The sequence below is a fragment of the Paenibacillus sp. FJAT-26967 genome, assembly GCF_001541095.1.
In the GTDB taxonomy this organism is placed as follows: domain Bacteria; phylum Bacillota; class Bacilli; order Paenibacillales; family NBRC-103111; genus Paenibacillus_F.
Map to the genome: position 1 here is coordinate 1,936,418 of NZ_LMXH01000001.1, position 24,137 is coordinate 1,960,554.

Genomic DNA, 24,137 nt, shown 5'->3' on the forward strand with positions numbered 1-24,137 from the left:
CATTTAACCGCTTCCCGGCTGTCCGCAGGGAAGCGGTTATTGCTTGTTTGCGGGTGGCTGATGCCCATGTGTTGCGAATCCCCGGGCCTAAGATACTAGCAAAGCCTCTTCCAGGGAACAGGCTGGTTAGGGCTGTATGTCGATTAAGTTGAAGGGATGCTGAACTTTATTCGGCTGTTTCTTCGTCTGGCACAGCTTCATCAGCCGCAGTCTCTAGGGAAGCTTCTACGGCTGCTTCGTCAGCGGCATCGCTTTCCGGAACAGCCTCGTCTTCCTGGACGGCTTGGGCCTCATCCGTATCATCTGCTGCCTCTTCGACAGCCTCGACAGCTGCTGTTTCCCCGATTACTGCCGCTTCTTGCAATTCAACCTCGTTTTCCAATTCTGCCATGTTCATCCCTCCATTTGTATACTCAGTTCACCAGGTACAAGATAACTATATCAATCCGGCGTTGAGAAAAGTGTCAAATAATGATAGCGCTATCATAAAGTTTTTTTGATGAGTTTTGTGCTTATAAGTCTAAAGACGATCAAGCTGATCGGGTCAGGCAGTGTTGCAGGATCAATGAATGAACAGCAGTGGAACTACTGGCGCTCTCAGGGGGAAGAGGCTTTCCGAAGCATATTGGATATTGTCATGAAAGAGGCGGAGAATCCTTATAATCTGGGAAGTTCCTCTCATTTGCTTTATATCGGAAAAAGAGTTTAAGATAAGAACCGGAGTACAAATTAACATTTTATTCGACCTGAATTCTCATATTTTTTCTATTCTCTGTAAAAGGATTGGAATAAGGAGGATTTAGCGATATAATCAAAATAAGTAAGATCCTTCTTTAAGGCATTCTTCTAAAATCAGATTAATTAAGGGAGTAAGATGATGGAGAAAACACTTATTTTCGGGCATAAGAACCCCGACACGGACACCATTTGTTCTGCAATCGCATATGCGGATCTCAAAACACAATTAGGCCACAACGTTGAAGCTGTCCGTCTGGGCAATATCAGCGGCGAAACTCAATTTGCACTCGACACGTTCAAGGCAGAAGCACCCCGCTTGGTCGAAACGGTAGCAAATGAAGTGAAGACGGTTATTCTGGTTGACCACAACGAACGCCAGCAAAGCGTAAGTGATATCGACCAAGTCCGCGTAGCGGAAGTCATCGACCATCACCGTATCGCGAATTTTGAAACGAGCGGCCCCCTGTACTACCGTGCAGAGCCTGTCGGTTGTACAGCCACAATTCTTAATAAAATGTACAAGGAGAATGGCAAATCAGTTCCGAAGAATATTGCCGGACTTATGCTGTCTGCTATCATTTCCGATTCGCTGCTGCTCAAATCCCCAACCTGCACAGACGAAGATGTCGCTGCAGCCCGTGAACTGGCTGACATCGCAGGTGTTAATCTGGAGAGCTATGGCCTGGATATGCTGAAAGCTGGCGCAGACCTGAGTGACAAGTCTATCGCCGAGCTGGTATCCCTGGACGCCAAAGAATTCAAGATGGGCGAATACAAAGTCGAAATCGCACAAGTGAATGCGGTAGACACGAACGATGTGCTTTCCCGTCAGGCAGAGCTTGAAGCCGCTCTTAACTCGATTATCGAGAGCAAGGGACTGGATCTGTTCGTATTCGTCGTAACGGACATCCTTAACAACGATTCCATCGGTGTGGCACTGGGCCGTTTATCCAAAGCTGTCGAGCAGGCATACAACGTGACGCTGGTTGACAACAAAGCGGTTCTTAAAGGCGTTGTATCCCGCAAATCGCAAATCGTTCCAGTCTTAACCGATACATTGAACAAATTTTAATACGAATGACAGTCGTCCCAGAGGACTACTGGTTAAGGAAGGGTTGCCTGCGGTTTAACCGCATAGGCAGCCTTTTTGCTGTTGTTTGCAAAAGTTGAGAGGAACCTATTGACAGCATAGCACTCAACAATTAAAATTTATTTATTGATTAATAAATAAGGAGGCGGCAGACGTGGTAGTCCGCGAAGACCGCAAAGAACAGATCATAGACAAAGCCGTGGCGATATTCGCGGAAAAAGGATATTATAAAGCGACAACGGCTCTGGTAGCCAGAGCGGCGGGCGTGACCCAGCCGTATGTGTTTCATTTTTTTGCGAATAAAGAAGAGCTGTTTAAGGCAGTGATAGACAAATCCATCAATCGCATATATGAGGGCTTCATGAAAGCGGAAGGGTCCGGTGAGCAGGTCCTGGGGAAGATGGCAGCGGCCTTTGATGAAGTTATGGCGAGTAACCGCGACGAGATAGTTATGGTGATGCAGGCACATGCGATTTCAGAACCCGTCATCCGTGAACATGTCCGGGAGAAATTCCGCCTTATTCATGAAACCATCGTGGCCAACTTCGAAAAGGGGGGAGTGCCTGATGCCAGAAATGCAGCAAGCCAGTTCCTCGCCACAGGTCTGCTCTTGACAGTGGCAGAGGTACTCCAGCTGCCCGAAATCTTATGCTTGCCCGATATTTCCGAGTACAGCGCGAATATAACAAACCGAAAGTAAAACCAGAAATTAAAGAAAGCAGCTTTACGCTGCTTATTCTTTTACAAATTCATTTATTGATTGATAAATAAATAATCTTTAAAAAGATTGAAAGGAATGATTGGACGATGACGACTACTCAAGTGATCCCCAGCCAAATCAGATTAAAAACTCTTTTCCGGGATGAAAAAATGCTGCTCCTTCTCAGTCTCACCGGGTTTATTCTGGCCGCCCTTATGGCACTTTATATCGCCCTGTTCGGGGAGGTGGTTCTTCCTGAAGGTAATGTAGAAAGTGCATTCTCATTCAATGCGGCAATTGGCATGTTCGTCCTCTCAGTCGCTGCGATCCTTCCGTTAACGGGATGGACAGACCGGAAGCGCAGACGGTTTCGCTTCGTGTTTACGGCGGGCATAGCGTTCTGCTACGCAGCGGAGACCATTCAGCATTTACGCGGAATTAACCCCCGTTTTACCGAAGCGGGTAACGTATGGGATCGACTAACCGGTATGCTGTTCGGGTTAGATTCTTTGCTCCTTATCGTGCTTACCGTTATGCTGGCAGTACCTTTCTGGCGCAAGAGCCGTGCGAAGGGAGGACCGCTGCTTGCACTCAGCATCAGGTATGCTTTCCTGTCTGTTTTCTTAGCGTATGCAGGCGGGATATGGATGATTATCGAGGAAAGCCGTTATACAGGAGATTCCGGTAATCTGATTTTCCTGCATGGACTTGGCTTTCATGCCCTCCAAAGCCTGCCGCTTATCGGCTGGCTGCTGACGAGCGCCGGCAGCAATATCAGGCATGGACGCTTGTTTATACACACAGGAGGCCTGGCTTGGCTATTGGCCATCCTTGCTCTGACCATCCAAACGGCATTAGGCCTGTCTGTGCTGGAGCTGTCTGTACTCCCGCTGTCTGCACTGGCCATGCTGGAAGTATGGGGCGGTGTTGCAGTCTTTGCAGCTGCGGTTCTCTATGCGTCCAGACAAGAATACTCGGCTGCATCCGGCAAGCAAATATAACGGGAATTCCAGATACGGCGCTGTTTCCTCCGGGAGGCAGCTCTTTTTAATTTTTTTCAAATAAATAAAATGATATTTACTCTAGAAGACCGTTCTTAATCCTGGCTAAATTGTTATAATAGGGACAATGGATGACATCGTTGTTCTTCTCACAGCAGGATCATGCTTATTCGTAAGCGGGACGTGGAAGGAGAAGGGCTTGAAGCCCGCAATGCCGGGTTATATAAGGAGGCTTTTTGTGAATAACCCTTTACATGGCAATCGTACGATCAGTGAACCGATGTTTCGTTCAGCGGTGAGCGGCTTGGCCCTCGTATCCCCGGATAGCGGAATCTGGTTAAGAGTGAATCCTGCACTATGCTCCATGCTCGGATTTACCGAGGCTGAGATGGCGGATCGCTTGGAACAAGACCTCTCATACATTCAGGATTCAGATCTGATCAAGTATGATGAAATTTATAAGCAGTTGCTGCAAAATCCCGGCGAGAGCTTTCAAGTCGAGAAAAGATATAGGCATAAAAACGGCCATCCGGTCTGGATGTCTGTGCACGTATCTTTACTTGGAGATCCTCAGGATGTTCAAACCCCGTTATTTCTTTATCAGCAGATGACGGATATTACCAGAATGAAGGCGGCAGAGCAGCGGGTTCAGGAGTTCGAGTATTTCGACCTCGTTATGTCCACGAGCCTTCAGGATGTCGTTTCGATCAGTACACCCGATGGTACGATTCTCTACATATCTCCTTCCGTTCAAGCACTGCTGGGGTATTCGCCCGAAGAGATGGTCGGATCTTACCGGGGGAATTTCTACCATGCGGATGATGCGGCACAAATGCGTTTGCCCAATAAATTATATTCGGAGAAAGATGTGTTTACGCGGCGTGTGAGACATAAGAACGGTCATTTCATCTGGCTTGAAACCGCTTTTCAAGTGGTAAGGGACAGCACGGGTAAAGAAGAAAAGGTTCTTTCTATCGGCCGGAATGTCACGGACAGAATCAAATATGAGACCCGAATGGCGGAAGCTCAGCGCATAGCTAACATCGGATCCTGGGATTGGGACATAGTTGCATCCAAACTTTCTTTTTCGGAAGAAATGAGACGGATCTTCGGTTATCAGATTCCGGCTGAAGATGTTAACACAGATCTGTTTCAGAAATGCATTCATCCCGATGATCTGGAGAAAGTGATTGTCAGTATCGAGGAGGCTGTACTCAGGGGGAAATCTTATGAACTCGAGTACCGGATTATTCTGCCGGATTTCTCCATACGGACGATTAGCGGCTTCTGGGATGTAAGCCTGAACGATGCCGGCCAGCCCATCCTCGTGGTAGGTTTGGTGCAGGATGTAACGGAGCGCAGGCAGATGGAAGAGCGACTCAGAGAAAGCGAGAAAAATTATCGGCTGATCTCGGAATACTCCATTGATTTTATATCTCGTCATGATTCTGATGAACAAGCCACTTTCCAGTTCGTATCTCCTATATGCCTCGAAATGCTCGGGTACGAGCAGGAAGAAATGATCGGTACTGCCGGATTGAGTTACATTCATCCGCAAGATGTTGACAGGGTAAGGAAATACCTCGAGGATAATCTGAATGAAGAAATTGCGAAGACGGTTACGTTCCAGTTCAGGCGTAAGGACGGGACTTATGTCTGGTTTGAAACGACCAGCCGTTATACGTATGATGAGCATGGCAATGTTGAAGCTATTATTGCTATTTCGAGAGATGTTACCGAACGGAAGCGTTATATCGAGCAAATTGAAAAGTTAAGCTATGAACATGCACTTATTTTAAATTCCGCATCTGAGGGAATCTTCGGTGTTGATCTTTCGGGGAATGCCATGTTTATTAATCCTGCAGGCGCAGCTATGCTTGGCTATACGACCGAGGAGCTGATTGGAAGCTTACTTCTAAGCATGATTCAGCAAACAGAAACGGATGGTACCCACTATAAAGCGGGCCATTCTCCGATCCAACGTGCGGTTTCCCAAGGAATTTCAATCAGTAACCGGGAAGGCGTTTTCTGGAGGAAAGACGGATCGAGTTTTTTGGCCGAATACCAGGCAACGCCTCTTTTTGATAAAGGGGATAGAAAAGGAATCGTAGTTGTCTTCCACGATGTGACCAACGAGAAAGAAATTATACGGGCCAAGGAAGCTGCAGAACAGGCTGACCGGGCCAAATCTGAATTTCTTGCGATTATGAGCCATGAGCTGAGGACGCCTATGAATGGAATCATGGGTATGACCGGTCTGCTGATGGAAACGGATTTGACGGAGGAGCAGCGCAGCTATGCCGATATAATCCGGATCAGCAGTGATGCCTTACTGCATATTTTGAATGAAATTCTAGATTTCAGCAAAATTGAAGCCGGCAAAATGGATCTCGACCTGAAACCGGTGGATGTCCGGTCTACTTTAGAACATGTGCTGGACTTATTTACAACCAAGACCAGGGAGAAGAACATCAGTCTGTCCGCAGAAGTATCCGCAGATATTCCTTTATTTGTAGTAACAGATGAAACAAGGCTGCGTCAGATTCTAATCAATCTAATAGGCAATGCGGTGAAATTTACCGAGAAAGGGAGCATAACCGTTGTTGCAGAGCGATTGGGAGACAGTAAGCAGGATATGCTCCTGCAGTTTGCGGTCAAGGATACGGGAATAGGCGTACCTGAGAATAAGAAGGCGTTGTTATTTCAGTCCTTCTCGCAGCTGCATCCTGCTATTAACCGTAAATACGGAGGAACGGGTCTTGGGCTGTCCATCAGCAAGAAAATCGTCGAATTAATGGGCGGTGAAATCGGAATGGAGAGTCAGGAGGGAATAGGTTCGAATTTTCATTTCTTTTTACCCGTACAATCTCCTGCAAGCACTTCTAAAGTTCACCTGTATGAAACTCTGCAAGCTGCATCGATAGAGCAGAGCGAAAGTGCGATTACTTTACTTAACCAAGCGCCTATGAACGTTCTGATCGTCGATGATAACCAGGTGAACCGCCAGCTTCTGCATACGATTCTGTCCAAGATGGGACTGGACGCAGATAGTGCTTGCAATGGACTCCAAGCTGTAGAGGCGGTTACTGCCGGATCCTATGATCTGGTATTCATGGATGTACAAATGCCGGTTATGGACGGTTTTGAAGCGGTGGAAGTTATCCATCAGCGGTTAGACGAAGCGAAGCGGCCCGTTATCATAGCTGTAACCGCTTTTGCCAGAGAAGAAGACAGGCAGGCTTGTCTGAGCAGAGGGATGCAGGACTTTATCAGCAAACCCGTGCATGTCGCGGAAGTGGAACGTGTCCTGCGGACATGGGCGAATCCTGTAAAGCGGGTAACGGAAGAAAGCGGTCCGGAATAAAATAGCAGCGAGTTGGAAACCTAAAGACTGGTTTCTAAGCGAAAGAAAGCGGGCCTCTGCTAGTGGAGGCTCGTTTTCATTTTAAAGAAAGGAGAAATTCGGAGAGAGCATAACTTTTGTGGGGGATTATTCTGGAGTTTGTGAACTGAACGAGGATCGACTATAATAAAATAGATTAGACGCTTACGTTTAGTAATTGTAATGCAATTGGAGGAGAGCTTATGCAGCTTATAGATGAGGCCGGAGTTCAGCAGATTCTTGATCGGCTCAAGGGCCAGGACTTATATATTCACCTGGAAATGACGAATGGTGCGTATGCTTCGCACATGGATAAATCGAGGCATACGGCATCTACTTTTATAAAGAATGCGCAGGTCCGTTACAGCGAAGGGTCCATTGCGGGCAAAGGCCCATACCGGGTCGGATTGAAGCTGGAGCAGGGCGGCTGGGTCTACTCGGAAGGGCTTACTCACTGGGAAGATTCGGAGACGGAAAGGCTGGTTATGGCAGGGCATGACAAAGAAGGCAGACTTGTCGTTGCACTCCAGCTGAGCCGGGAACCATTTTAAATAGAAAAGAAGGTGTACGGACATGGAACGACATATACTTGTAATTCTGCCTCACCCCGATGATGAAGCATTCAGCAGTTCGGGTACATTGGCATCTCATATCCAAAAGGGGACGCCCGTAACATACGCCTGTTTGACCTTGGGAGAGATGGGCCGTAACATGGGCAGTCCGTTGTTTGCCAACCGGGTTACCTTGCCGACGATCCGCCGGGTAGAACTCGAAGAATCCTGCCGCGCCATTGGCATTCAGGATCTTCGTATGCTGGGCTTCCATGACAAAACCATCGAATTTGATCAGACACGGCTGACTCAGAAGGTAGAGGAACTTCTGGAGGAGTTAAAACCTTCGCTCGTCATCACCTTCTATCCGGGTTACAGCGTACATCCGGACCATGATGCGACTGGAGCAGCTGTAATTAGGGCTGTCGGAAAGCTGCCCGCGGCGGATCGCCCCGTTATTCACTGTATCGCATTCTCCAAAGGCTGTGAGAATGAGATCGGTAAGCCAGATATTATTAATGATGTTAAAGAATACACGGAGAACAAAATCCGCTCCGTGCAGGCTCATAAATCCCAATTCTCTCTCGGACAGATGGTAACCGGCAAGTCGGTTGATGACCCTGCAGTGCGTCAGAGGCTTGGGACTGAACAGTTCTGGACTTACCGGATTTAAGAGGCAGCCGTTCAAAAGAGTACTTGATAAGAAACAGCTCTGGCATAGCCGGAGCTGTTTTTTGTATTTTAATAAGGAAAGGGAGATGGCTGAATAAAGGAAACGGAAAATGATTAGCGAATAGTGGGATAGGAAACCGGTAGGGTTATCAAGGGTTATCGGATGTATAATTATCAGCCCAAATCTCGGTTCAACCAGTACATCCCGGGAGCATCGGAACTGCGTTCCATAAATCCGAATTTTTTGTAGAATTCCGCTTTTGCTTGCGCACAACACAGTTGTACGGAGACTATATGATGATTTGTACATTGGAGCAGCAGAGCTTTGAGTACGGAGCTTCCTATTCCTTGTTTCTGATAATCGGGATGAACTATGAGATCACAGATAAAGGATTGAAAAACCCCATCCGAAAGAACTCGGCCGAAACCGACTAGATCCTGATTATGATAAGCAGACATGGTAAACCAACTAGTTGAAACTCCTTCATAGATTTTATTCTCACTTAGTTGAATAATTCCGTTCCAACCCGTTGTTTGAAACAATTGATAGAGCTCGGTTTTATGGGGAAGATGAGGAACGTATGTTATCATAAGCAACACCTGCTTTGGATAATTTTATTAATTAATAATACATAATTCTGTATAAATATACAATCACTTTTGTATGGGATTAGTGGTTTCAAGTAATTGAAATAGTACTTTATTAAAAGTTATTGTATGGCGATATTATAACTAAACGCTGTTCGTGAAGGTTGGGTGCATATTCTATGCAGTGGAGTAAAATGAAAATGCGGATTGAATCACGCTTATGTGACTCATTAAGAGGGAGAATTCAGTATAACAGCACTCGTTATCGAGGTAGTCATGATCAAGTAGGGAGAGCCTGGATAACTCTTGATCATGTAATTCTGCATGATTTTTGCACGATGAAAAAAAGTTATAAGTATAATGCTTTAGCTGATTCCATACTAAAGGAAAATAATTGCCTCGATTGGGAAGATCCTCTTCAACAAAAAGAGTACTATCAAGCTTATGAACTTGCAGCTCAAATTTTGCAAAATCAAGGTTTTTATTATCAGTATCAATTTTACGATGCTATTGAGGAATTTCTGAATCAGTCAGTAAATAGAGCCATAACTTCAGAGAATGCTATGATAAGATCTTTTGCTTATTTAGATAAGCGGGTTGGAAAAAGAACCTTGTTGAGAATAAAAGAAGATAAAGATAGGATGGCTATGAAGTTTCTTGATGTAAGAAAGAAAGCGGAAGGGATTCATTTTTAGCGGAACATTTCTATTGATTGCAGGTCTCGTAGATTAGATCGTAAGGAAATATCACTTAAGCTTCTCCTCTTCTATAGGAATAGGGTGAAGCTTATTTCTATTTCCGCTGCAAAGGCAGGAAAATAGTTGAATTACAATGGAATATGTTGTATATTCGTCCTATGAACATAAGTGTTATTGATGTACATATGTACATGTGTAAATAGGAGGATGAATGAATCTTATGCCAGAAAAGAATCCAGATCGCCTCCGTTTGTTGGTGAAAATCTGCCAGCTTTATTATGAAGACGGGTTGAATCAATTGGACATTGCCAAGCGTCTAGGGATATCCCGGCCGCATGTTAGTCGCATGTTGACTGCAGCCAAGAATGAAGGCATTGTGCGTATTGCGATTCATAATCCGTTTTCCGCAGAGCAGGAACTTGAGAAATTAATTATTAAGAAATTCGGCATCCAGGATGCACTGGTCGTCGATTCATCCGACATTGCCGCTTCCAGGCTGCATTCCTTATTAGGTCGTGCGAGCGCTCCATTATTAGAATCCGTGCTGAAAGATGGCGATATCGTAGGGGTTATGGCCGGACGGACAATAGGGCGGGTTGCCGAAGAACTGGATTATTTCCCGGTGGCCGGGCTTCATTTTGTTCCCTTGGTAGGGGGTTGGGGGTCAGATGGTGAATCGTGTCATGCGAACTCCAACGCTACTGCGTTCGCCAACAAATTAAAATCAAAATATTCGATTATTCACGCACCCGCAGTGGTTGCCAGCGAAGAAACAGGCCTGCTTTTACGTGAGGAACCTGAGATTGCCAAGGTTCTAAAGCTTGCTCAGAACTGCCGTGTGGCGATTGTCAGTATTGGTGAAATGAGTGAACAGGCTACTATGGTGACTTCCGGAAGTTTCAAGCCTGATGAGGTTAATGATTTGAAAGAACGAGGCGCGGCTGCCAATTTGTGCGCTTCCTTTGTGGATCGGGATGGACAGGAAATTTCATTTCCCGGGGCCAACAGAATGATCGGCTTGACAGTCCGGGAACTTCGCGGGATACCGTCAGTTATAGGCATCGCAGGCGGCACCGGGAAAGTCGAGGCGGTGACAGCAGCTTTACGCGGCAAATGGGTCGATATTCTGGTAACCGATACGGTTGTGGCGCGGGAGATCGTTTCATCCTGATAGATCAAAACATTAGAGAAGGAGAGACGTTTATATGTCTGACAAGAATGAGGCAGTGCAGTCTATTCCTGCCGCAGCTCATACGCTGGTAACCGAGAATGGCTATTACGGTAATTATGGCGGTATGTTTATACCCGAAATATTAGTTCCAGCTTTTGATGAGATCAAGGAGCAGTTCCAAGCGATTCGGCATGATGATTCATTCTGGCAGCAATATTGTGCACTGCTGACCGGATACTCAGGGCGCCCTACGCCACTCACATTTGCGGATAGACTAACCGAGTATTTTGGCCGTGCACAAATATATATTAAGCGTGAGGATTTGAATCATACGGGAGCCCATAAATTAAATAATGCGCTGGGCCAGGCCCTGCTTGCCAAGAAAATGGGCAAAACGAGGGTGATTGCGGAAACTGGAGCGGGGCAGCATGGAGTGGCTACCGCTACCGCTGCGGCCAAGTTGGGGCTGTCGGCGACAATTTATATGGGACGCGAGGATATGGAGCGGCAATATGCGAACGTCTTTTGGATGAAAAGACTAGGGGCTGAGGTCGTTGCGGTCGATTACGGTTCTCAGACTCTAAAGGATGCGATTAATGAGACGCTGAGAGACTGGGTTTCCAGCTTTGAAACAACTCACTACATTCTGGGAACGGCTTCGGGCGCTCATCCTTTTCCTGCGCTTGTGTCGTACTTTCAGTCCGTGATCGGGATTGAAGCCAGAGAACAGATATTGCGTGCAGCTGATCGGCTGCCGGATCGTGTTTATGCTTGTGTGGGCGGGGGATCCAATGCACTAGGCGTCTTCCAGGCCTTCTATACGGATGAAGATGTGACACTAATTGGTGTCGAGGCCGGCGGACAAGGGAAGGAATCCGGCAGGCACGCTTCACGCATCGCGTATGGAGAAGGAAAGTCCGGCGTAGCTCAAGGATATAAAACTCTTTTCCTGCAAAATAACGACGGGCAGATGAACGATACATTCAGCATTGCGGCCGGTTTGGATTACGTGGGTGTATCGCCGATATTGGCTGATTTGGCCCAGTGCGGCAGGGTTCAGTTCTCAGCTGCGACTGATACTGAGGTGATTGAAGCGCTGAAGATCGTGATGAAAACCGAAGGACTCATTCCTGCGTTGGAATCAACACATGCATTTGCGGGAGCTTTTCAAGACATTGCCGAATCCTCCAAAACGGATATTTTCATGATTAATATGTCTGGACGCGGCGACAAAGATATCTTTAATATAGCGGAGGGATTGAATGATGAGGAATGGAAAGCCTTTATCCATCGAAAAAGCAGACAATTTGAAACTCAGTCTCGCTGACCGGGTTATTAGAAAACGGTCCGAGAATCCGTTGCAGATGATGACGCACCAGATTCTTGGTTATCCCGACTTCCATACTAATTATGAGATGATTCGTTTGTTTCATGAAAATGGCGTTGAACTTGTGGAGCTTCAACTGCCTTTCTCTGAGCCCATCGCCGACGGTCCGGTATTCTTACAAGCTAATCAAGCTTCTCTTGTAAACGGAACAACGACACGGCAGTGTATGGATTTTGCCAGGCGAGTGGCCTCGGAATTTCCCGATATGATCTTTTTATTTATGACCTACTACAATGTTATCGTTCAATACGGAATCGACCGATTTGTCCAAGATTGTGCGGATATCGGGATTGAAGGCCTGATTGTACCGGATGCCTATCCGGAGGAGAGCAGTCCGTTCATGGAGGCTTGCAGCAAGTACAAGGTAGCCCCGATTCTTATCGCGACACCGTATACAACTGACAGCCGGCTAGTTTATTTATCAGAACAAACGCAAGGCTTTATATACTGTGCTGCACGCAAAGGAGTGACCGGGGCGAAGACTTCATTCGGTACGGAGACGGACGAATTTTTAAACCGCGTTCGTAAGGTCTCCACAAAACCGATTGCAGTCGGATTCGGCATCCAGAGCGGAGAGGATTTACAATTCTTGCAGGGAAAATGCGATATCGCTATCATCGGAACACAGCTGCTCAAAGTGTTGGAGCGAGAGGGGCTGGGCGGAGTCAGCCAGTATTTGAAATCCATGTCTGCTTTCAAGGGATAAGCGTAATGTAGGCGGCAGCCGCTTTGGGGTTGCAAGCCTAAACCGGTCATGCTAGAATGGCAATACTTGAAGAGAACGGAGGGTTACGTGTGATAGATTATTCCCGATTGAGAAAGTCATGCAGCTAATTGCAGCTTACTTAAGCTCTGTCTGTGCAGAGTAATCGGGTTTGGTATGTCTATCCACGGATACCCCTAATGATCGATAGGCTTTAAAGTAAAGAGCTTAACCGGATAAGTCCGGAAGCTTTCGTTTACTTTTATTCGCTTATGATACGATTTATGGGACGGTCCTTTTCCGATTACGAGAACACAGGCAGCAGCATGTCTGTGTTTTTTAATTTGTTTTTAGAAGAGGAGTGTATGGATCAATGACAAATTTTCCTTTGAACGGCAATCAAACGATGATACAAGCAATGTTAGACTTGGCTAAAGAGCATGGGCTAACATTAAACCCCGAAAGTGCAGAATTGAACGAATCGGGGATGGATTTCCTCGTCGTATTCGCTGCGGATGCCGCTGGTACCGTTTGGGTGCTGCGCAAGCCAAGACGTGACGATGTATGGGAACGTGCGGAAAATGAGCACAAGGTCCTGAAGTTAGTCCGGCGTCATTTACCGATTCAGGTGCCGGACTGGCGTATTTTCACTCCGGAGCTTATCGCTTATCCGCTTGTAGAAGGGAATCCTGTAGCGACTGTCGATCCGGCGGGCGCTGGTTATTCCTGGTTGTACGAACAACATTCGCTGAACAATATTTTCTTCGATTCGCTTGCGGAAGCTCTATCTGGTCTGCATGGCGTTGATCATAAAAACGCCGCTGAAGCGGGTATTCGTATCAAGACCCCGCAGGAAGCCCGTCAGGCTTTTGCCGCCAATATAGAAGAGATTAAGAGCGAATTTACAATTCCCGTTAAGCTGTATGAAAGGTGGATGAGATGGTTATCAACAGACTCTTATTGGCCCCAGCACTCTGTGTTTAACCACGGTGATTTGCATCCTCCCCATATACTTGTGGATGAGACCCATCGTGTAACGGGATTTTTGGACTGGACGGAGGCGGAGATCGGCGATCCCGGCAAAGATTTTGTGATTTATTATGCTCTGTTCGGCGAGGAAGGGCTGCTTGACTTGTTAGGGCGCTACGAGAAAGCGGGAGGGAAAGTATGGCCGCGTATGCACGAGCATATTGCGGAGCAGTGGGCTGCTTATCCGGCGATAGTAGCTAAGTTTGCTCTTGTTACGGGAACAGAAAGCAATATGGAGATGGCAAGAGGTATGCTGGCTAACTGGAATGTATAAGAGAGTCCTGCCGATGATCAGCGTATAGGAGAGGTATGGTGGTTAGTTCAAAGGTATAAGAATAACAGGCTTATTTGTGCCTGCACCCATGCTGTTAGACTTAACTGACATGAGCTGCGGGTCACATTTAAGCCTGTTTTTTATTTTGGAGGACTATAGAAGGCAACTAGGCTTATGAATCTGCTGATTTTTCTGCTAATTCCGCTATACGTTTATTGCAATCCCGGTCATACAGGCCTCCATGGAAACAAATCACCTGCCGGATATCATAGTTCAGGAATTGCTGTATGGAAGTGTTGGCTAATTCGAAGTCATGACAATATAGAGGGTCCGGGGCAGCTAATACACCCTGCTCAACGATTAGAGCGTCAGCGGCAATGAGAGTTCTACTCGCCTTGTGATACAGACTAAGATGCCCGGGCGTGTGTCCGGGTGTATGAATGATAATAATACCGCCGCAGACCGGAAGCTCCTCCTCGTTAGCGACTGTTGTATCTACATGAGCTTTGGGGGGATTCTCAAGCGTATGTTTGAATGCTGACTTCCACTCATCCGGAACTCCTTCCGGCAATGAGTTTACGGCTTCGGCTATGGCATCGGGCGTTAGTTTTAACAGTCTTTTGTCCCCTTGTATATAAGGTTGGTCAATTGCGCTTGCGATGACCTCGACATCCGGAAATTGCTCTTTAATAGCAGGTAAACCGCCGATATGGTCCAAATCCTGATGCGAAATGATGACTTTACTCAGTCTCTCCATGGACAAACCTGCACTTGATATTGCTTGAGCTAATAGAGGAAATTGACCGGGGTAGGCCGTATCCACTAATATCAGTTCGTTACGGTCCCAAATTACCGTGGGATGAATCGTTACAGTTTTACCCATGACTTCCGCTGAAATGCTAAGCATTTTAATTCCTTGATCCTGGGGCATGACAGGTCCTCCTCTAGGTAATCTACATTTCGTGATAAGGTTTCTTGAATTCACAAGATTATAGTACCAAATTACCGGAGGATATCAATGTGGGTAACCATATATTATAACACAAAAATATTTTTTTGTAAATAGAGTATGCGTGAACATTATATGTATTTTTCAAAAGAATGATAAGGGAATTAGGGATAATTCCCAAAAATATAATGCTATAATAATGAATTAGAAGAAGAGTCTTAGATCAAGGAAAGCACTAGTACGGCTGATACATAAATTATAATTTTCATCTAAGGGGAGATATGCTGTGATTCAAATTCGTCCATACAACAGAACTGATTTAGAAGAGATGACTGCTTTGATGACCGATTTGGGTTCGCCTACATCAGTAGAAGACATGCAGAAGCGAATGGAATTAATAGAATTGAATCCGTATTTTTATACATTTGTAGCGGTCCTGGATGATAAAGTAGTCGGAATGATCGGAGTGCGCCTTAATCTTACCTATACGAGTAATCTGCTTAAAACTCAAATCGCATCTCTCGTAACCAAAAAGGAATACCAGGGGCAGGGCATTGGCCGAGCACTCCTTGATTTTATTGAGGAATGGGCGCAGCAACAAGGATCGAAATTTATATATCTGACCAGTGGAGCATCGGAAGAACGACAAAACGCCCATGCATTTTATAAAAAAAGAGGTTTTGAAATCACGGGGTATAGATTCGTCAAGAAATTCTAAGATCAAGGGAGGGCGTAACAGATATGTCAAAAATATTAGATCAATTATCGAATTCTGCTGATGGAGTACTGCGTTCTGAAATAATTGATTACTTAAAAATTACTTCTGGTAAAGTGGTTGCCTGCGACCCGCTTCTTGCACAAGCCAGCCCGTTTGGAAAGACGATTCAGCCAGGCACCTATCCGGTTGCTATATGGCGGCATACCGCAGAAGAACGGATCGCCGCGGCCGAATTGAAGTTATCCGATTCGAAAGCGGTTCGATGGGAAATGGCCGTAAGGCCCGGTCAGAACTTAAGCGAGTTGGAGGAAGGAAGCCTATTCGGTTATCCTGTGGATACGGGGCTGGGCTGCTTTGCTGATGTGGAAGCGATCCTTAAGCTGGACGAACTGGAAGCCACATTAATGCGGGAGCTCGGGGAAGAATTTATCAGCTTATACGACAACCTGATTGATGATGTGTTGACTGAGCATGACGATGAGTGGGGTTCCCTGATCGTTAGTGAGGACCCTGCACTCAATGTAATTATGTTCAGATCCGGATACGGCGACGGGTATTATGCATCTTACTGGGGAATCGATGACGACGGGCAAATTGTATCGCTGGTGACTGATTTTAATATATTGTAAAGCGGGCTAACCAGAAACTTAATGAGATAGGTGTTGTAGTGGGATAAATGGAGGAAACAGATGATTACCTATCAATTCATGACTATAGACCAATCTTGCAAACTCAAAGAAATTGACCGGTCGGAAGCGATTGATCTCATTTACGAAATGCGTGATGGCAAGCTCAGCACCATAGAAGCTAACCACGAGTGCCCAAATTGGACTCATGATATGCTAATCGAGCTTGAAGATAGATTTCGCTTTGAACTGGAGCATGGCGGAATGGCGGTAGGAGCTTTTGATGGAGAGACGCTGGTAGGGTTTGGTGTACTCGCTCATAAATTTCGGGGCGCTAATCAAAATCAGCTTCAAGTGGATTTAATGTATGTGTCAAGGAAATACAGAAGACAGGGAATCGGGACTCGAATCATGAAGGAGATCATTACGGAAGCGCAGAAAAAAGGTGCGAAGTATCTCTACATCTCTTCTACAGAAACTCAATCAGCTGTTTCATTTTATAGGAGCAATGGAAGTGAAATCACAGATACGGTGGATGAGGAGCTTTTTGTAAAAGAACCGCTTGATATTCATATGCTTAAGAAGCTATAAATACTTTGGAGGATTAGATGAAGCTGCTGGTTAGATCTGGACAGATCGAGGATGTAGAGATCATAGTAAGTAAAGATCCGGGTATTCAGAGAAAGATTCTGGAATGGAAGTTGAATAACGGGGAAATCATTGTGGCGGAACATCATACAGGAGTAGTCGGTTATTTAAGAGTGGAGTATTTATGGTCGAAATATCCATACATAGGTCTTATTAAGGTTGATCATGAGCTGCGCAATCAAGGAATTGGGAGAGCCCTGTTAAGTTTCGCAGAAGAAGAATTTCGAAGGCAAGGAATAGCCGTTCTCTATAGCTCGTCTCAAGTAAATGAAGCAGAGCCCCAGGAGTGGCATCGGAGAATGGGGTTCCAGGAGTGCGGGATTATTAACGGCATTAATGAAGGGGAGATCGGAGAAGTATTTTTTGCCAAGCGTCTAACAAGCGGATTGGATAAACTATGATTGGCTGTAATGTTCCCATCTTGATGCATCAGCTCTATTCCGGACCAGAATCGGAACAACGAATAAATGATAAACAATTGAAATACGGGCCGGTTTGTCCCTGACTATAGACTATACAATTCAAGCTATTCATCCTATGGGTGAATGGCTGTTTCATTTCATTTTCACTCTAAGCAAATCTGTTTACAATTTAGAAACAAAAAGTCTATACAATTTAGATCATACGGTCATGCTGAATATCAACAAAAAAATGCTAGATTTCGATCTGCTACGAAATGATTCTTTTTACCTTAAGGAGCGGCATATATGCCACACAAGATCTTAGTTATCGACGATGAGAAACAGATTGTTGAGATTCTTTCTTATGCCTTTGTCCGGGAAGGGCTGGAGGTGCTTACGGCTTTTAGTGGTCAAGAGGCACTTGATGTAATTGCGACCAGCAGACCGCAGCTGATTGTGCTGGATCTGATGCTACCGGATATGACGGGTTTTGAAGTGTGCCGGAGGATGGATCAGACGAAGGAAACCGGTATTATTCTGCTGACCGCAAAGGACGATATTGTCGATAAGGTAGTAGGATTCGAGCTGGGCGCGGATGATTATATCACGAAGCCTTTTCATATCCGGGAGGTGCTCGCCCGTGTTCAATCCTTACTGAGAAGAATACACAAACGCAATGAACAACCGGACGGAGATCTGTTCACATACGGTGAGCTGCAGCTCATCCGCTCTAAGCGCAAGGTCACGGTTTCCGGACAACCGATTATCTTAACTCCTAAAGAATTTGATCTACTGAACTTGTTCGTTAGTCATATAGATCGCGTGTATACACGTGATGAGTTGCTCGATATTCTCTGGGGCTTTGATTACGCGGGCAGTGCGCGGACGGTGGATATTCATCTGCAGCGGCTGCGCAAGAAGCTGGGGACAGACTTCCAGCACTTACTAGTGACTGTACATGGGGTCGGTTATAAAGCTTCCAGAAATACTGGATCTGATGAGTCTTAAAAGTAAATCGCAGTGGTTTCTTGCCGTCCATCTTCTGCTAACGGTTAGCGTGCTCAGTTTTATCGTCTTGCAGGGGATTCAAAAATATCAAAAGCTGCAGGTGGAAGAAATGCTTGCTCAGCATAGTCATACGGCCAACCTTTTTGTCAGGCAGGCTATTTTGGAGCCTAAAACCGCTTCGAAGGATCCGTTTGCGGAAAAGGGTAACGAGATAGCGCGGCAGCTTGGGTTAATTAGCGGCATTCATACGATTCTATATGACCTGCGGGGAGAGATCTTAGGGGACTCTTTACCTTTGTCTGCTTCTGTAGATATACAGGATCTCCTCCCTTATGTAGGGAAAGGGCAGTCTGCCTATGAAACAACAGGCAGCAAAGTCATTTATTTGTCACCTCTTGCTGATTCGAAGGAACTGATTGGAGCGGTCGGTTTTGAATATTCATTGGCGATGAATCAATCGTTCTATACGTCAATAAGGGGAATGCTGCTTTATGCCGGCGGTGCCATTCTACTCTTCAGCTTCTGGCTAGGCTCGCTTTACTACAATCGGTTATCTAGCGGGGTTATGAAACTTACGAAAGCCACTCAAGAAATTCAAAAGGGACGATACCATGCTGTCCAGCGTCTCAAGACCGGAGATGAACTTGGTGTACTGAGTGAAAACATTTATTATATGGGGCAGGAAATTAAGAATCATCTGGAGTCGATGAAGAGTAAGCAGGCTCAGTTGGAAAGAAGCGTCGAGCGGCTGACTGATTTGGAAAAGCGGCAAAAGGATTTTATCGGAATGATTTCACATGAATTTAAAACCCCTTTGACGGTGATCAAAGCTTATCTGGAACTGGTGACGCTGTACAAAGAGGATGAGAGGCTATTCGAGAAAGCGACAACCAGTATGGACAAAGAAGCCACGAGACTTCAAGAAATGGTTGAGAACATTCTGCGGTTGGCCGCACTTGATAGGTATAATCTGGAATCCCATGCAGAGTATTTTAGTATAGGTCGATTTCTTGAGGAGCTTAAAGAGAGGCTGAGCGGGAAAGCAAGTAAAATGTCCGTTCAATTGACAGTTGAAATGCCGGAAATATGGATCTGTGCGGATAAAGAAATTTTGTCGGTTGTTTTTTTAAATTTGTTGGATAACGCGATTAAATATAACCGTCCGGGAGGTTATGTGAAGGTTACTGGAGTATCCGACGCCGTACATATCCAAGTCGAAATTCGCGACACGGGAATAGGCATACCTTCCGAGCTTAGAGAAGTTATTTTTGAACCTTTTGCAACCGCTCATAAAAGTCTATACCGTGAGATGGGAGGGACGGGACTGGGGCTTGCACTTGTCCGTCCTCTAATCGGAAGAATAGGAGGCTCTATTGAGCTGACTTCTCATGAAGAGGGAAGCTCATTTATAGTTATCCTTCCGAAGCCATGCCCAGGAGATGAATGATCAGAGCATGCAGCTGCCGGTTAAATGGCATTAACCGATGTCTATAAGCAGAGAAGGAAGGAGGGAAAGTTATGCGGAAATGCTTTGCAGTCCTGCTGTTGACATTGCCATGGATAGTTGTCTCCGGATGCGGATCGGATGAGTCCCGGGAGCGGGTAGTTATTCAGAAACCGGGAAAAACAATCACGGTGCTTGCGAATAAAAATGATCTGCTGGTTAATAAAGCGGCGTTCAGCCGAATGTCACGCTACCCGGAACGGATTGGTCTTGGATGGGTGGATGAGAATACGCTGCTTGTAGCTGTAAATCATGCGAAAGATGGAGCTCCAGTTATCGGGCAGTATATGATCGAGATGAACTTGATAACCGGGCAGGAAGAATCGCTGCCATCCGACTCCTTAAACCAGGTAGAGGCAGAGCTCTCACCGGATAGAAAGTCGGTTTACTATAAGGTAACCGAAGGGATCAATGCCTCCGCAACCGGATACATCCTAAACCTGGAGCGAAGAATACCGGTCCGGGTGACGGAGGAGAATGCGGTATTTGTCAAAGAAGGCTCCTGGACAGACAACGGCCATGTCGTCTATGCGGATTTAGAAGGAAGCATCTATAAGGCGGACGGGACAGGAGCGATTGAGAAACAGCTGGTACCGGGGGAAGAAGGGGTCAAGCAAGTATTTCAGTGGAATGAAACCTTTTATTATTTAAAAAGTGGCGGGCAATTAACCGCTGTTCAAGAGAATGGGTCTGCTACTGAATTATCGGATCATGTCGAGGAAGTTATCCCCTCCCCTGACAAGACTCAGGCCGCTTTAATTAAATCCGAGGCTTCAGGGGGATCTTCCCTGGTTATTCTTTCCATGGATTCCCGCAAAGAACGGACAATTGCCAAGGGACAAAGCTTTTATAGTCCGGCATGGTCACCGGATGGCAGTAAGCTGGCATTCTCGGTCATCTCAAACGAAATAGGTCAAGGCGGCCTGTTCCTGGCGCATGGCGGGGCGACTCAGCAGCTCGTACAGCTTTCTTCGGATGTATTTACGGGTTACCCGATCCGTTTCAGTCCGTCAGGCAATCAGCTCTTGGCTACGAAGGTGATCGAGGAACAGCAAAGGAATATGACGGTAACTTATGTGATGACGTTCACGAATTAACCATATGACCTCGGAAGGATTATGAATGATGCGGAAACGATCTGGAATCTTTACGGGTTTGTTGATAGGGACGGCAGCCTTAATTGCCATTATTGCTGTGTGGAACTTAACAGTTAGCCGTGCACCTCAAACTATAGCTCCCGTGAGTCCTAAACCGGCCGAGCCAGTTGGCACTAATCGGCTTTTGACAAGTGAGAAAGTAGAAATTCTGGACTTGGCTTCCGAATTTGCCGGATACCAGGGATGCTTTCTTCTCTATGATACTTCAGAGAAAAACTACCGTACGTATAACCCTATACAGTGTGAGAAACGGTTAACCCCAGCCTCGACTTTTAAGATTCTGAATTCACTTATCGGTCTGGAGACGGGGGCGGTTCAGAGTGTAGACACCCTATTGCCCTGGGATGGTCATCCCTATGTGTTCCCGGCCTGGAACAGGGATCATACGATGGCCTCCGCCCTGACTAATTCCGTTACCTGGTATTATAAAAAACTGGCCATCCGGATAGGTAAGGAGCAGATGGAGCATTATGTCCGGGCAGCGAATTACGGAAACTCGGACACTTCGGGAGGAGTGGATTCTTTCTGGCTCGGCTCCTCTTTGCAGATCTCTGCATTGGAGCAGATTCATTTTATATCCAAACTGTACGAAGGCACTCTTCCGTTTTCCCCGGAAACGATGGATGGGGTTAAGAAAATGCTGATCTTAGAACAGCAGGGGGAGAATGTTCTGGCCGGCAAAACCGGCACTTGCAATGCCGGAAATTGTTACTCCGAACAGCCCCAGAACGATAACCTCGGATGGTTCGTCGGACAGGTGCAAGCGGATGGGAAATCGTACATTTTCGCTGTCAATTTAGAGGCGGACCACAAAGCCAACGGCAGCGTAGCTAAACAAAAAGCCGTAAGCATCTTGAAGAAATTGAATCTATGGGAGTAATGCGACTGCTGAATACCGCATCATTTCGCTGTTTTGTTCATTGCAAGAAGCTGCAGGAAACGCTGCGGCTTTTTTATTTTGTAAGGATACATTTTAGAAACATCCGGTGTGCAGAAACGTTACACGCAGCATGTAAGATTTAGTTGGACTCAGGGAAAGGGAGGAGGAGTAAGAGCCGGGAGGTCATCGATCAAACCTCTATAACCGATTCGAACGAATGAAAGGATACAGCTTCTGTGAACTGGAGATGAGTAGGAACGATGTATATCAGAATCGCGGCCGTATGTCTGCTGCTCCTGTTTCCCGCCAGCATACTTGCGGGATGTGAGCAGGATCTAGCACCCGAGCAAATTTTTGAACGGTATTTAAGTGAGTGGAGGAATCAGCAATATGACAGAATGTACACTCTCTTAAGCGGCACAGCAAAGAATGTAATTACCAGAGAGGAATTTGCAAAGAAATACAGTTCCATTTATGAAGGCATCGGGATTTCTGAGCTGTCGATTCAAATCATATCTGCGGATAAACCGGCAGGAAAAGATCTGAAAGAAGTTAAAATCCCCTTTCATGTTCAAATGAATACGATGGCAGGTCCGATCGCTTTTAAGCATGAGGCCAAACTGGTGAAAAGCAAGGGAGGAACGCAGGACGGATGGGAAGTGGAATGGAATCCATCTCTCATTTTCCCAAGCATGGGGGAGGGGGATAAGGTCAGATACGAAACGCGGCAAGCTGTAAGAGGTGAAATCACAGACCGTCATGGAAACGGCTTAGCAGTCAATGAAACCATGTTGCAGATCGGCCTCGTCCCCGGACAACTGGGTGATCATGCAGAGCAAACGAAGAGCAGTCTGTCGCGTAAATCCGGAATCCCTATCGGAGAGTTGAATAACAAGCTGTCTGCGGTGTGGGTTAAATCAGATTCTTTTGTCCCCCTCTTTGTAGCAGAGAAAGATGAACTGGCCGACTACAAGAAACTTCCGGGTGTTAAGTATCAGAATATAACGATAAGAACCTATCCCTATAAGGAAGCAGCGGCTCATTTGACGGGCTATATCGCACCCATTAACGAGGAAGAATTGAAGAAGAACAAGAATTACAGCTCGGATGATCGGATCGGTAAAACCGGACTGGAGCAAATTTACGAGGCACGATTAAGAGGGCAGAATGGGGCAAGGATTTTTATTGTGAATGCTGCCGGACAAGAAAAAATGACGCTTGCCAGTAAGGAAACCGTCCCCGGGGAGAACATACAATTATCACTGGATGCGGATCTTCAGCAAACAATATACGAACAAATGAAACGGGATGCCGGGTCAGCCGCAGCTATCCATCCGCGGAGCGGAGAAGTATTGGCGCTGGTCAGCACGCCATCCTTTGATCCTAATCTTTTTGTCCGCGGTGTTCCGGCGGCTGTGTATAAGCAATGGTCGGATGACCCGGACAAGCCGCTTCTTAACCGTTTCACTAAAGGCTATTCTCCGGGTTCTGGTTTTAAACTTCTGACAGCTGCCATGGGGATAGATCAGGGGATATTAAGACCGGAGGCTACCAAGACCATTCATGGTTTGCGCTGGACCAAAGATGCCTCATGGGGTAATTATTACGTCACCCGTGTTCATGATGTGAGGGAGGTTAACTTGCAGCAGGCAATCACTTATTCCGACAATATTTATTTTGCACAGACTGCCCTTGATATGGGGAAGGAACGTTTTATGGAAATGTCAGGTGACTTTGGCATAGGAGAAAAAATTCCATTGACTTATCCATTTGAACCATCGCGGCTTTATAATAAAGAAATTTCCAACGAAATTCAGCTTGCAGATTCCGGTTACGGACAAGGTGAGGTGACGATGACTTCCCTGCATATAGCCATTATTTATTCTGCCATTGTCAATCAAGGCAATATTCATTCTCCAACACTGCTGAAAGAAGATCTAGACAAACAGAAGCTTTGGAAAAGGGCTGTAATGAAACCGGATACGGCGGAATTGTTACAGAAAATACTAATTCAGGCAGTCCAAGATCCGGCCGGAGTCGGGCATGGAGCATTTATTAAGGGCAAGCAAATTGCAGGTAAAACAGGAACATCGGAGCTGAAAAAAAGAAAAGGTGAAATTGGACAGGAAAACGGATGGTTTATAGGTTTTGATGCGGCGAATCCGGATCTTATGGTGGCTGTCATGATTGAAAATGTGAAAGAACGCGGGGGCAGCAACTATGTTACCTCTAAGGTGAAAAGTGTATTTCAGTAATTGAAAT

Annotated in this window: 24 protein-coding genes; 21 read left to right on the forward strand and 3 right to left on the reverse strand. The window is 46.1% G+C overall.

Going from position 1 to position 24,137, the window contains the following annotated elements; translation table 11 throughout:
* Positions 1–166: 166 nt before the first annotated feature.
* A complete protein-coding gene (locus AR333_RS08665) occupies positions 167–391 on the reverse strand; it encodes a hypothetical protein (protein ID WP_068774856.1) in 225 nt (74 codons plus the stop codon).
* 108 nt (positions 392–499) lie between these two features.
* Between AR333_RS08665 and AR333_RS25160 the strand changes: the two genes are divergently transcribed.
* The 7 genes from AR333_RS25160 to bshB2 all read left to right on the forward strand — a co-directional run bounded on the left by AR333_RS25160 (position 500) and on the right by bshB2 (position 8,135).
* A complete protein-coding gene (locus AR333_RS25160) occupies positions 500–709 on the forward strand; it encodes a hypothetical protein (protein ID WP_068774857.1) in 210 nt (69 codons plus the stop codon).
* A 168-nt stretch (positions 710–877) separates the two neighbouring features.
* A complete protein-coding gene (locus AR333_RS08675) occupies positions 878–1,810 on the forward strand; it encodes a manganese-dependent inorganic pyrophosphatase (protein WP_068774858.1) in 933 nt (310 codons plus the stop codon).
* 172 nt (positions 1,811–1,982) lie between these two features.
* The gene (locus AR333_RS08680; protein WP_068774859.1) at positions 1,983–2,528 is read left to right on the forward strand and encodes a TetR/AcrR family transcriptional regulator; all 546 of its coding nucleotides are present in this window, start codon (positions 1,983–1,985) and stop codon (positions 2,526–2,528) included.
* A 107-nt stretch (positions 2,529–2,635) separates the two neighbouring features.
* Complete coding sequence (locus tag AR333_RS08685; protein WP_068774860.1) at positions 2,636–3,529, forward strand: hypothetical protein; 894 nt, start codon at positions 2,636–2,638, stop codon at positions 3,527–3,529.
* A gap of 238 nt (positions 3,530–3,767) precedes the next feature.
* Positions 3,768–6,893, forward strand: coding sequence for a PAS domain S-box protein (locus AR333_RS08690; RefSeq protein ID WP_253735750.1), 3,126 nt, complete (start codon positions 3,768–3,770; stop codon positions 6,891–6,893).
* 221 nt (positions 6,894–7,114) lie between these two features.
* The gene (locus tag AR333_RS08695) at positions 7,115–7,462 is read left to right on the forward strand and encodes a YojF family protein (RefSeq protein ID WP_068774861.1); all 348 of its coding nucleotides are present in this window, start codon (positions 7,115–7,117) and stop codon (positions 7,460–7,462) included.
* 22 nt (positions 7,463–7,484) lie between these two features.
* Positions 7,485–8,135: a bacillithiol biosynthesis deacetylase BshB2 gene (bshB2, locus tag AR333_RS08700; protein ID WP_068774862.1), complete on the forward strand. Its 651-nt coding sequence runs from the start codon at positions 7,485–7,487 to the stop codon at positions 8,133–8,135.
* A gap of 173 nt (positions 8,136–8,308) precedes the next feature.
* Here bshB2 and AR333_RS08705 read toward each other — a convergent pair whose 3' ends face one another.
* Positions 8,309–8,725 (reverse strand): GNAT family N-acetyltransferase, encoded by a 417-nt coding sequence (locus tag AR333_RS08705; protein ID WP_068774863.1) that lies wholly within the window; start codon positions 8,723–8,725, stop codon positions 8,309–8,311.
* A gap of 176 nt (positions 8,726–8,901) precedes the next feature.
* Between AR333_RS08705 and AR333_RS08710 the strand changes: the two genes are divergently transcribed.
* From AR333_RS08710 to AR333_RS08730, 5 genes are all read left to right on the forward strand, one after another.
* On the forward strand, positions 8,902–9,417 hold the full coding sequence (locus AR333_RS08710; protein WP_156430848.1) for a hypothetical protein: 516 nt from the start codon (positions 8,902–8,904) through the stop codon (positions 9,415–9,417).
* A 223-nt stretch (positions 9,418–9,640) separates the two neighbouring features.
* Positions 9,641–10,591 (forward strand): sugar-binding transcriptional regulator, encoded by a 951-nt coding sequence (locus AR333_RS08715; protein WP_068775185.1) that lies wholly within the window; start codon positions 9,641–9,643, stop codon positions 10,589–10,591.
* Positions 10,592–10,625: 34 nt separating this feature from the next.
* Positions 10,626–11,918, forward strand: a complete 1,293-nt coding sequence (trpB, locus tag AR333_RS08720) for a tryptophan synthase subunit beta (RefSeq protein ID WP_068774865.1) — start codon at positions 10,626–10,628, stop codon at positions 11,916–11,918.
* Positions 11,854–12,684, forward strand: coding sequence for a tryptophan synthase subunit alpha (gene trpA, locus AR333_RS08725; protein ID WP_253735751.1), 831 nt, complete (start codon positions 11,854–11,856; stop codon positions 12,682–12,684). The genes trpB and trpA overlap by 65 nt, the downstream gene beginning before the upstream one ends.
* Before the next feature lie 370 nt (positions 12,685–13,054).
* The gene (locus AR333_RS08730) at positions 13,055–13,984 is read left to right on the forward strand and encodes a macrolide 2'-phosphotransferase (RefSeq protein WP_068774867.1); all 930 of its coding nucleotides are present in this window, start codon (positions 13,055–13,057) and stop codon (positions 13,982–13,984) included.
* A 172-nt stretch (positions 13,985–14,156) separates the two neighbouring features.
* Here the strand turns inward: AR333_RS08730 and AR333_RS08735 are convergent, their stop codons facing one another.
* Complete coding sequence (locus tag AR333_RS08735; RefSeq protein ID WP_068774868.1) at positions 14,157–14,915, reverse strand: MBL fold metallo-hydrolase; 759 nt, start codon at positions 14,913–14,915, stop codon at positions 14,157–14,159.
* 304 nt (positions 14,916–15,219) lie between these two features.
* Between AR333_RS08735 and AR333_RS08740 the strand changes: the two genes are divergently transcribed.
* The 9 genes from AR333_RS08740 (at position 15,220) to AR333_RS08780 (ending at position 24,130) form a co-directional block, all read left to right on the forward strand.
* Entirely contained in the window at positions 15,220–15,651 is a 432-nt protein-coding gene (locus AR333_RS08740) for an N-acetyltransferase family protein (RefSeq protein WP_367584116.1), read from the forward strand.
* A gap of 23 nt (positions 15,652–15,674) precedes the next feature.
* A complete protein-coding gene (locus AR333_RS08745) occupies positions 15,675–16,280 on the forward strand; it encodes a DUF4241 domain-containing protein (RefSeq protein ID WP_068774869.1) in 606 nt (201 codons plus the stop codon).
* A 60-nt stretch (positions 16,281–16,340) separates the two neighbouring features.
* Positions 16,341–16,868, forward strand: a complete 528-nt coding sequence (locus AR333_RS08750) for a GNAT family N-acetyltransferase (protein ID WP_068774870.1) — start codon at positions 16,341–16,343, stop codon at positions 16,866–16,868.
* Between the two features lie 17 nt (positions 16,869–16,885).
* Positions 16,886–17,326, forward strand: coding sequence for a GNAT family N-acetyltransferase (locus tag AR333_RS08755; RefSeq protein WP_068774871.1), 441 nt, complete (start codon positions 16,886–16,888; stop codon positions 17,324–17,326).
* Between the two features lie 306 nt (positions 17,327–17,632).
* A complete protein-coding gene (locus AR333_RS08760) occupies positions 17,633–18,334 on the forward strand; it encodes a response regulator transcription factor (protein WP_068774872.1) in 702 nt (233 codons plus the stop codon).
* A complete protein-coding gene (locus AR333_RS08765) occupies positions 18,324–19,781 on the forward strand; it encodes a HAMP domain-containing sensor histidine kinase (protein ID WP_068774873.1) in 1,458 nt (485 codons plus the stop codon). The genes AR333_RS08760 and AR333_RS08765 overlap by 11 nt, the downstream gene beginning before the upstream one ends.
* 71 nt (positions 19,782–19,852) lie before the next feature.
* Positions 19,853–20,935, forward strand: a complete 1,083-nt coding sequence (locus AR333_RS08770) for a PD40 domain-containing protein (protein ID WP_068774874.1) — start codon at positions 19,853–19,855, stop codon at positions 20,933–20,935.
* Positions 20,936–20,960: 25 nt separating this feature from the next.
* The gene (locus AR333_RS08775) at positions 20,961–21,875 is read left to right on the forward strand and encodes a penicillin-binding transpeptidase domain-containing protein (RefSeq protein WP_068774875.1); all 915 of its coding nucleotides are present in this window, start codon (positions 20,961–20,963) and stop codon (positions 21,873–21,875) included.
* A 260-nt stretch (positions 21,876–22,135) separates the two neighbouring features.
* Complete coding sequence (locus AR333_RS08780; RefSeq protein ID WP_068774876.1) at positions 22,136–24,130, forward strand: penicillin-binding transpeptidase domain-containing protein; 1,995 nt, start codon at positions 22,136–22,138, stop codon at positions 24,128–24,130.
* Positions 24,131–24,137 lie beyond the last annotated feature (7 nt).

Excerpts from the sequence above, each read along its gene's own strand:
- AR333_RS08665 (WP_068774856.1), bottom strand. The coding sequence starts at position 391 with ATGGCAGAATTGGAAAACGAGGTTGAATTGCAAGAAGCGGCAGTAATC.
- AR333_RS25160 (WP_068774857.1), top strand. The coding sequence starts at position 500 with ATGAGTTTTGTGCTTATAAGTCTAAAGACGATCAAGCTGATCGGGTCA.
- AR333_RS08675 (WP_068774858.1), top strand. The coding sequence starts at position 878 with ATGGAGAAAACACTTATTTTCGGGCATAAGAACCCCGACACGGACACC.
- AR333_RS08685 (WP_068774860.1), top strand. The coding sequence starts at position 2,636 with ATGACGACTACTCAAGTGATCCCCAGCCAAATCAGATTAAAAACTCTT.
- AR333_RS08695 (WP_068774861.1), top strand. The coding sequence starts at position 7,115 with ATGCAGCTTATAGATGAGGCCGGAGTTCAGCAGATTCTTGATCGGCTC.
- bshB2 (WP_068774862.1), top strand. The coding sequence starts at position 7,485 with ATGGAACGACATATACTTGTAATTCTGCCTCACCCCGATGATGAAGCA.
- AR333_RS08705 (WP_068774863.1), bottom strand. The coding sequence starts at position 8,725 with ATGATAACATACGTTCCTCATCTTCCCCATAAAACCGAGCTCTATCAA.
- AR333_RS08710 (WP_156430848.1), top strand. The coding sequence starts at position 8,902 with ATGCAGTGGAGTAAAATGAAAATGCGGATTGAATCACGCTTATGTGAC.
- AR333_RS08715 (WP_068775185.1), top strand. The coding sequence starts at position 9,641 with ATGCCAGAAAAGAATCCAGATCGCCTCCGTTTGTTGGTGAAAATCTGC.
- trpB (WP_068774865.1), top strand. The coding sequence starts at position 10,626 with ATGTCTGACAAGAATGAGGCAGTGCAGTCTATTCCTGCCGCAGCTCAT.
- trpA (WP_253735751.1), top strand. The coding sequence starts at position 11,854 with ATGATGAGGAATGGAAAGCCTTTATCCATCGAAAAAGCAGACAATTTG.
- AR333_RS08730 (WP_068774867.1), top strand. The coding sequence starts at position 13,055 with ATGACAAATTTTCCTTTGAACGGCAATCAAACGATGATACAAGCAATG.
- AR333_RS08735 (WP_068774868.1), bottom strand. The coding sequence starts at position 14,915 with ATGCCCCAGGATCAAGGAATTAAAATGCTTAGCATTTCAGCGGAAGTC.
- AR333_RS08745 (WP_068774869.1), top strand. The coding sequence starts at position 15,675 with ATGTCAAAAATATTAGATCAATTATCGAATTCTGCTGATGGAGTACTG.
- AR333_RS08750 (WP_068774870.1), top strand. The coding sequence starts at position 16,341 with ATGATTACCTATCAATTCATGACTATAGACCAATCTTGCAAACTCAAA.
- AR333_RS08755 (WP_068774871.1), top strand. The coding sequence starts at position 16,886 with ATGAAGCTGCTGGTTAGATCTGGACAGATCGAGGATGTAGAGATCATA.
- AR333_RS08760 (WP_068774872.1), top strand. The coding sequence starts at position 17,633 with ATGCCACACAAGATCTTAGTTATCGACGATGAGAAACAGATTGTTGAG.
- AR333_RS08765 (WP_068774873.1), top strand. The coding sequence starts at position 18,324 with ATGAGTCTTAAAAGTAAATCGCAGTGGTTTCTTGCCGTCCATCTTCTG.
- AR333_RS08770 (WP_068774874.1), top strand. The coding sequence starts at position 19,853 with ATGCGGAAATGCTTTGCAGTCCTGCTGTTGACATTGCCATGGATAGTT.
- AR333_RS08775 (WP_068774875.1), top strand. The coding sequence starts at position 20,961 with ATGATGCGGAAACGATCTGGAATCTTTACGGGTTTGTTGATAGGGACG.
- AR333_RS08780 (WP_068774876.1), top strand. The coding sequence starts at position 22,136 with ATGTATATCAGAATCGCGGCCGTATGTCTGCTGCTCCTGTTTCCCGCC.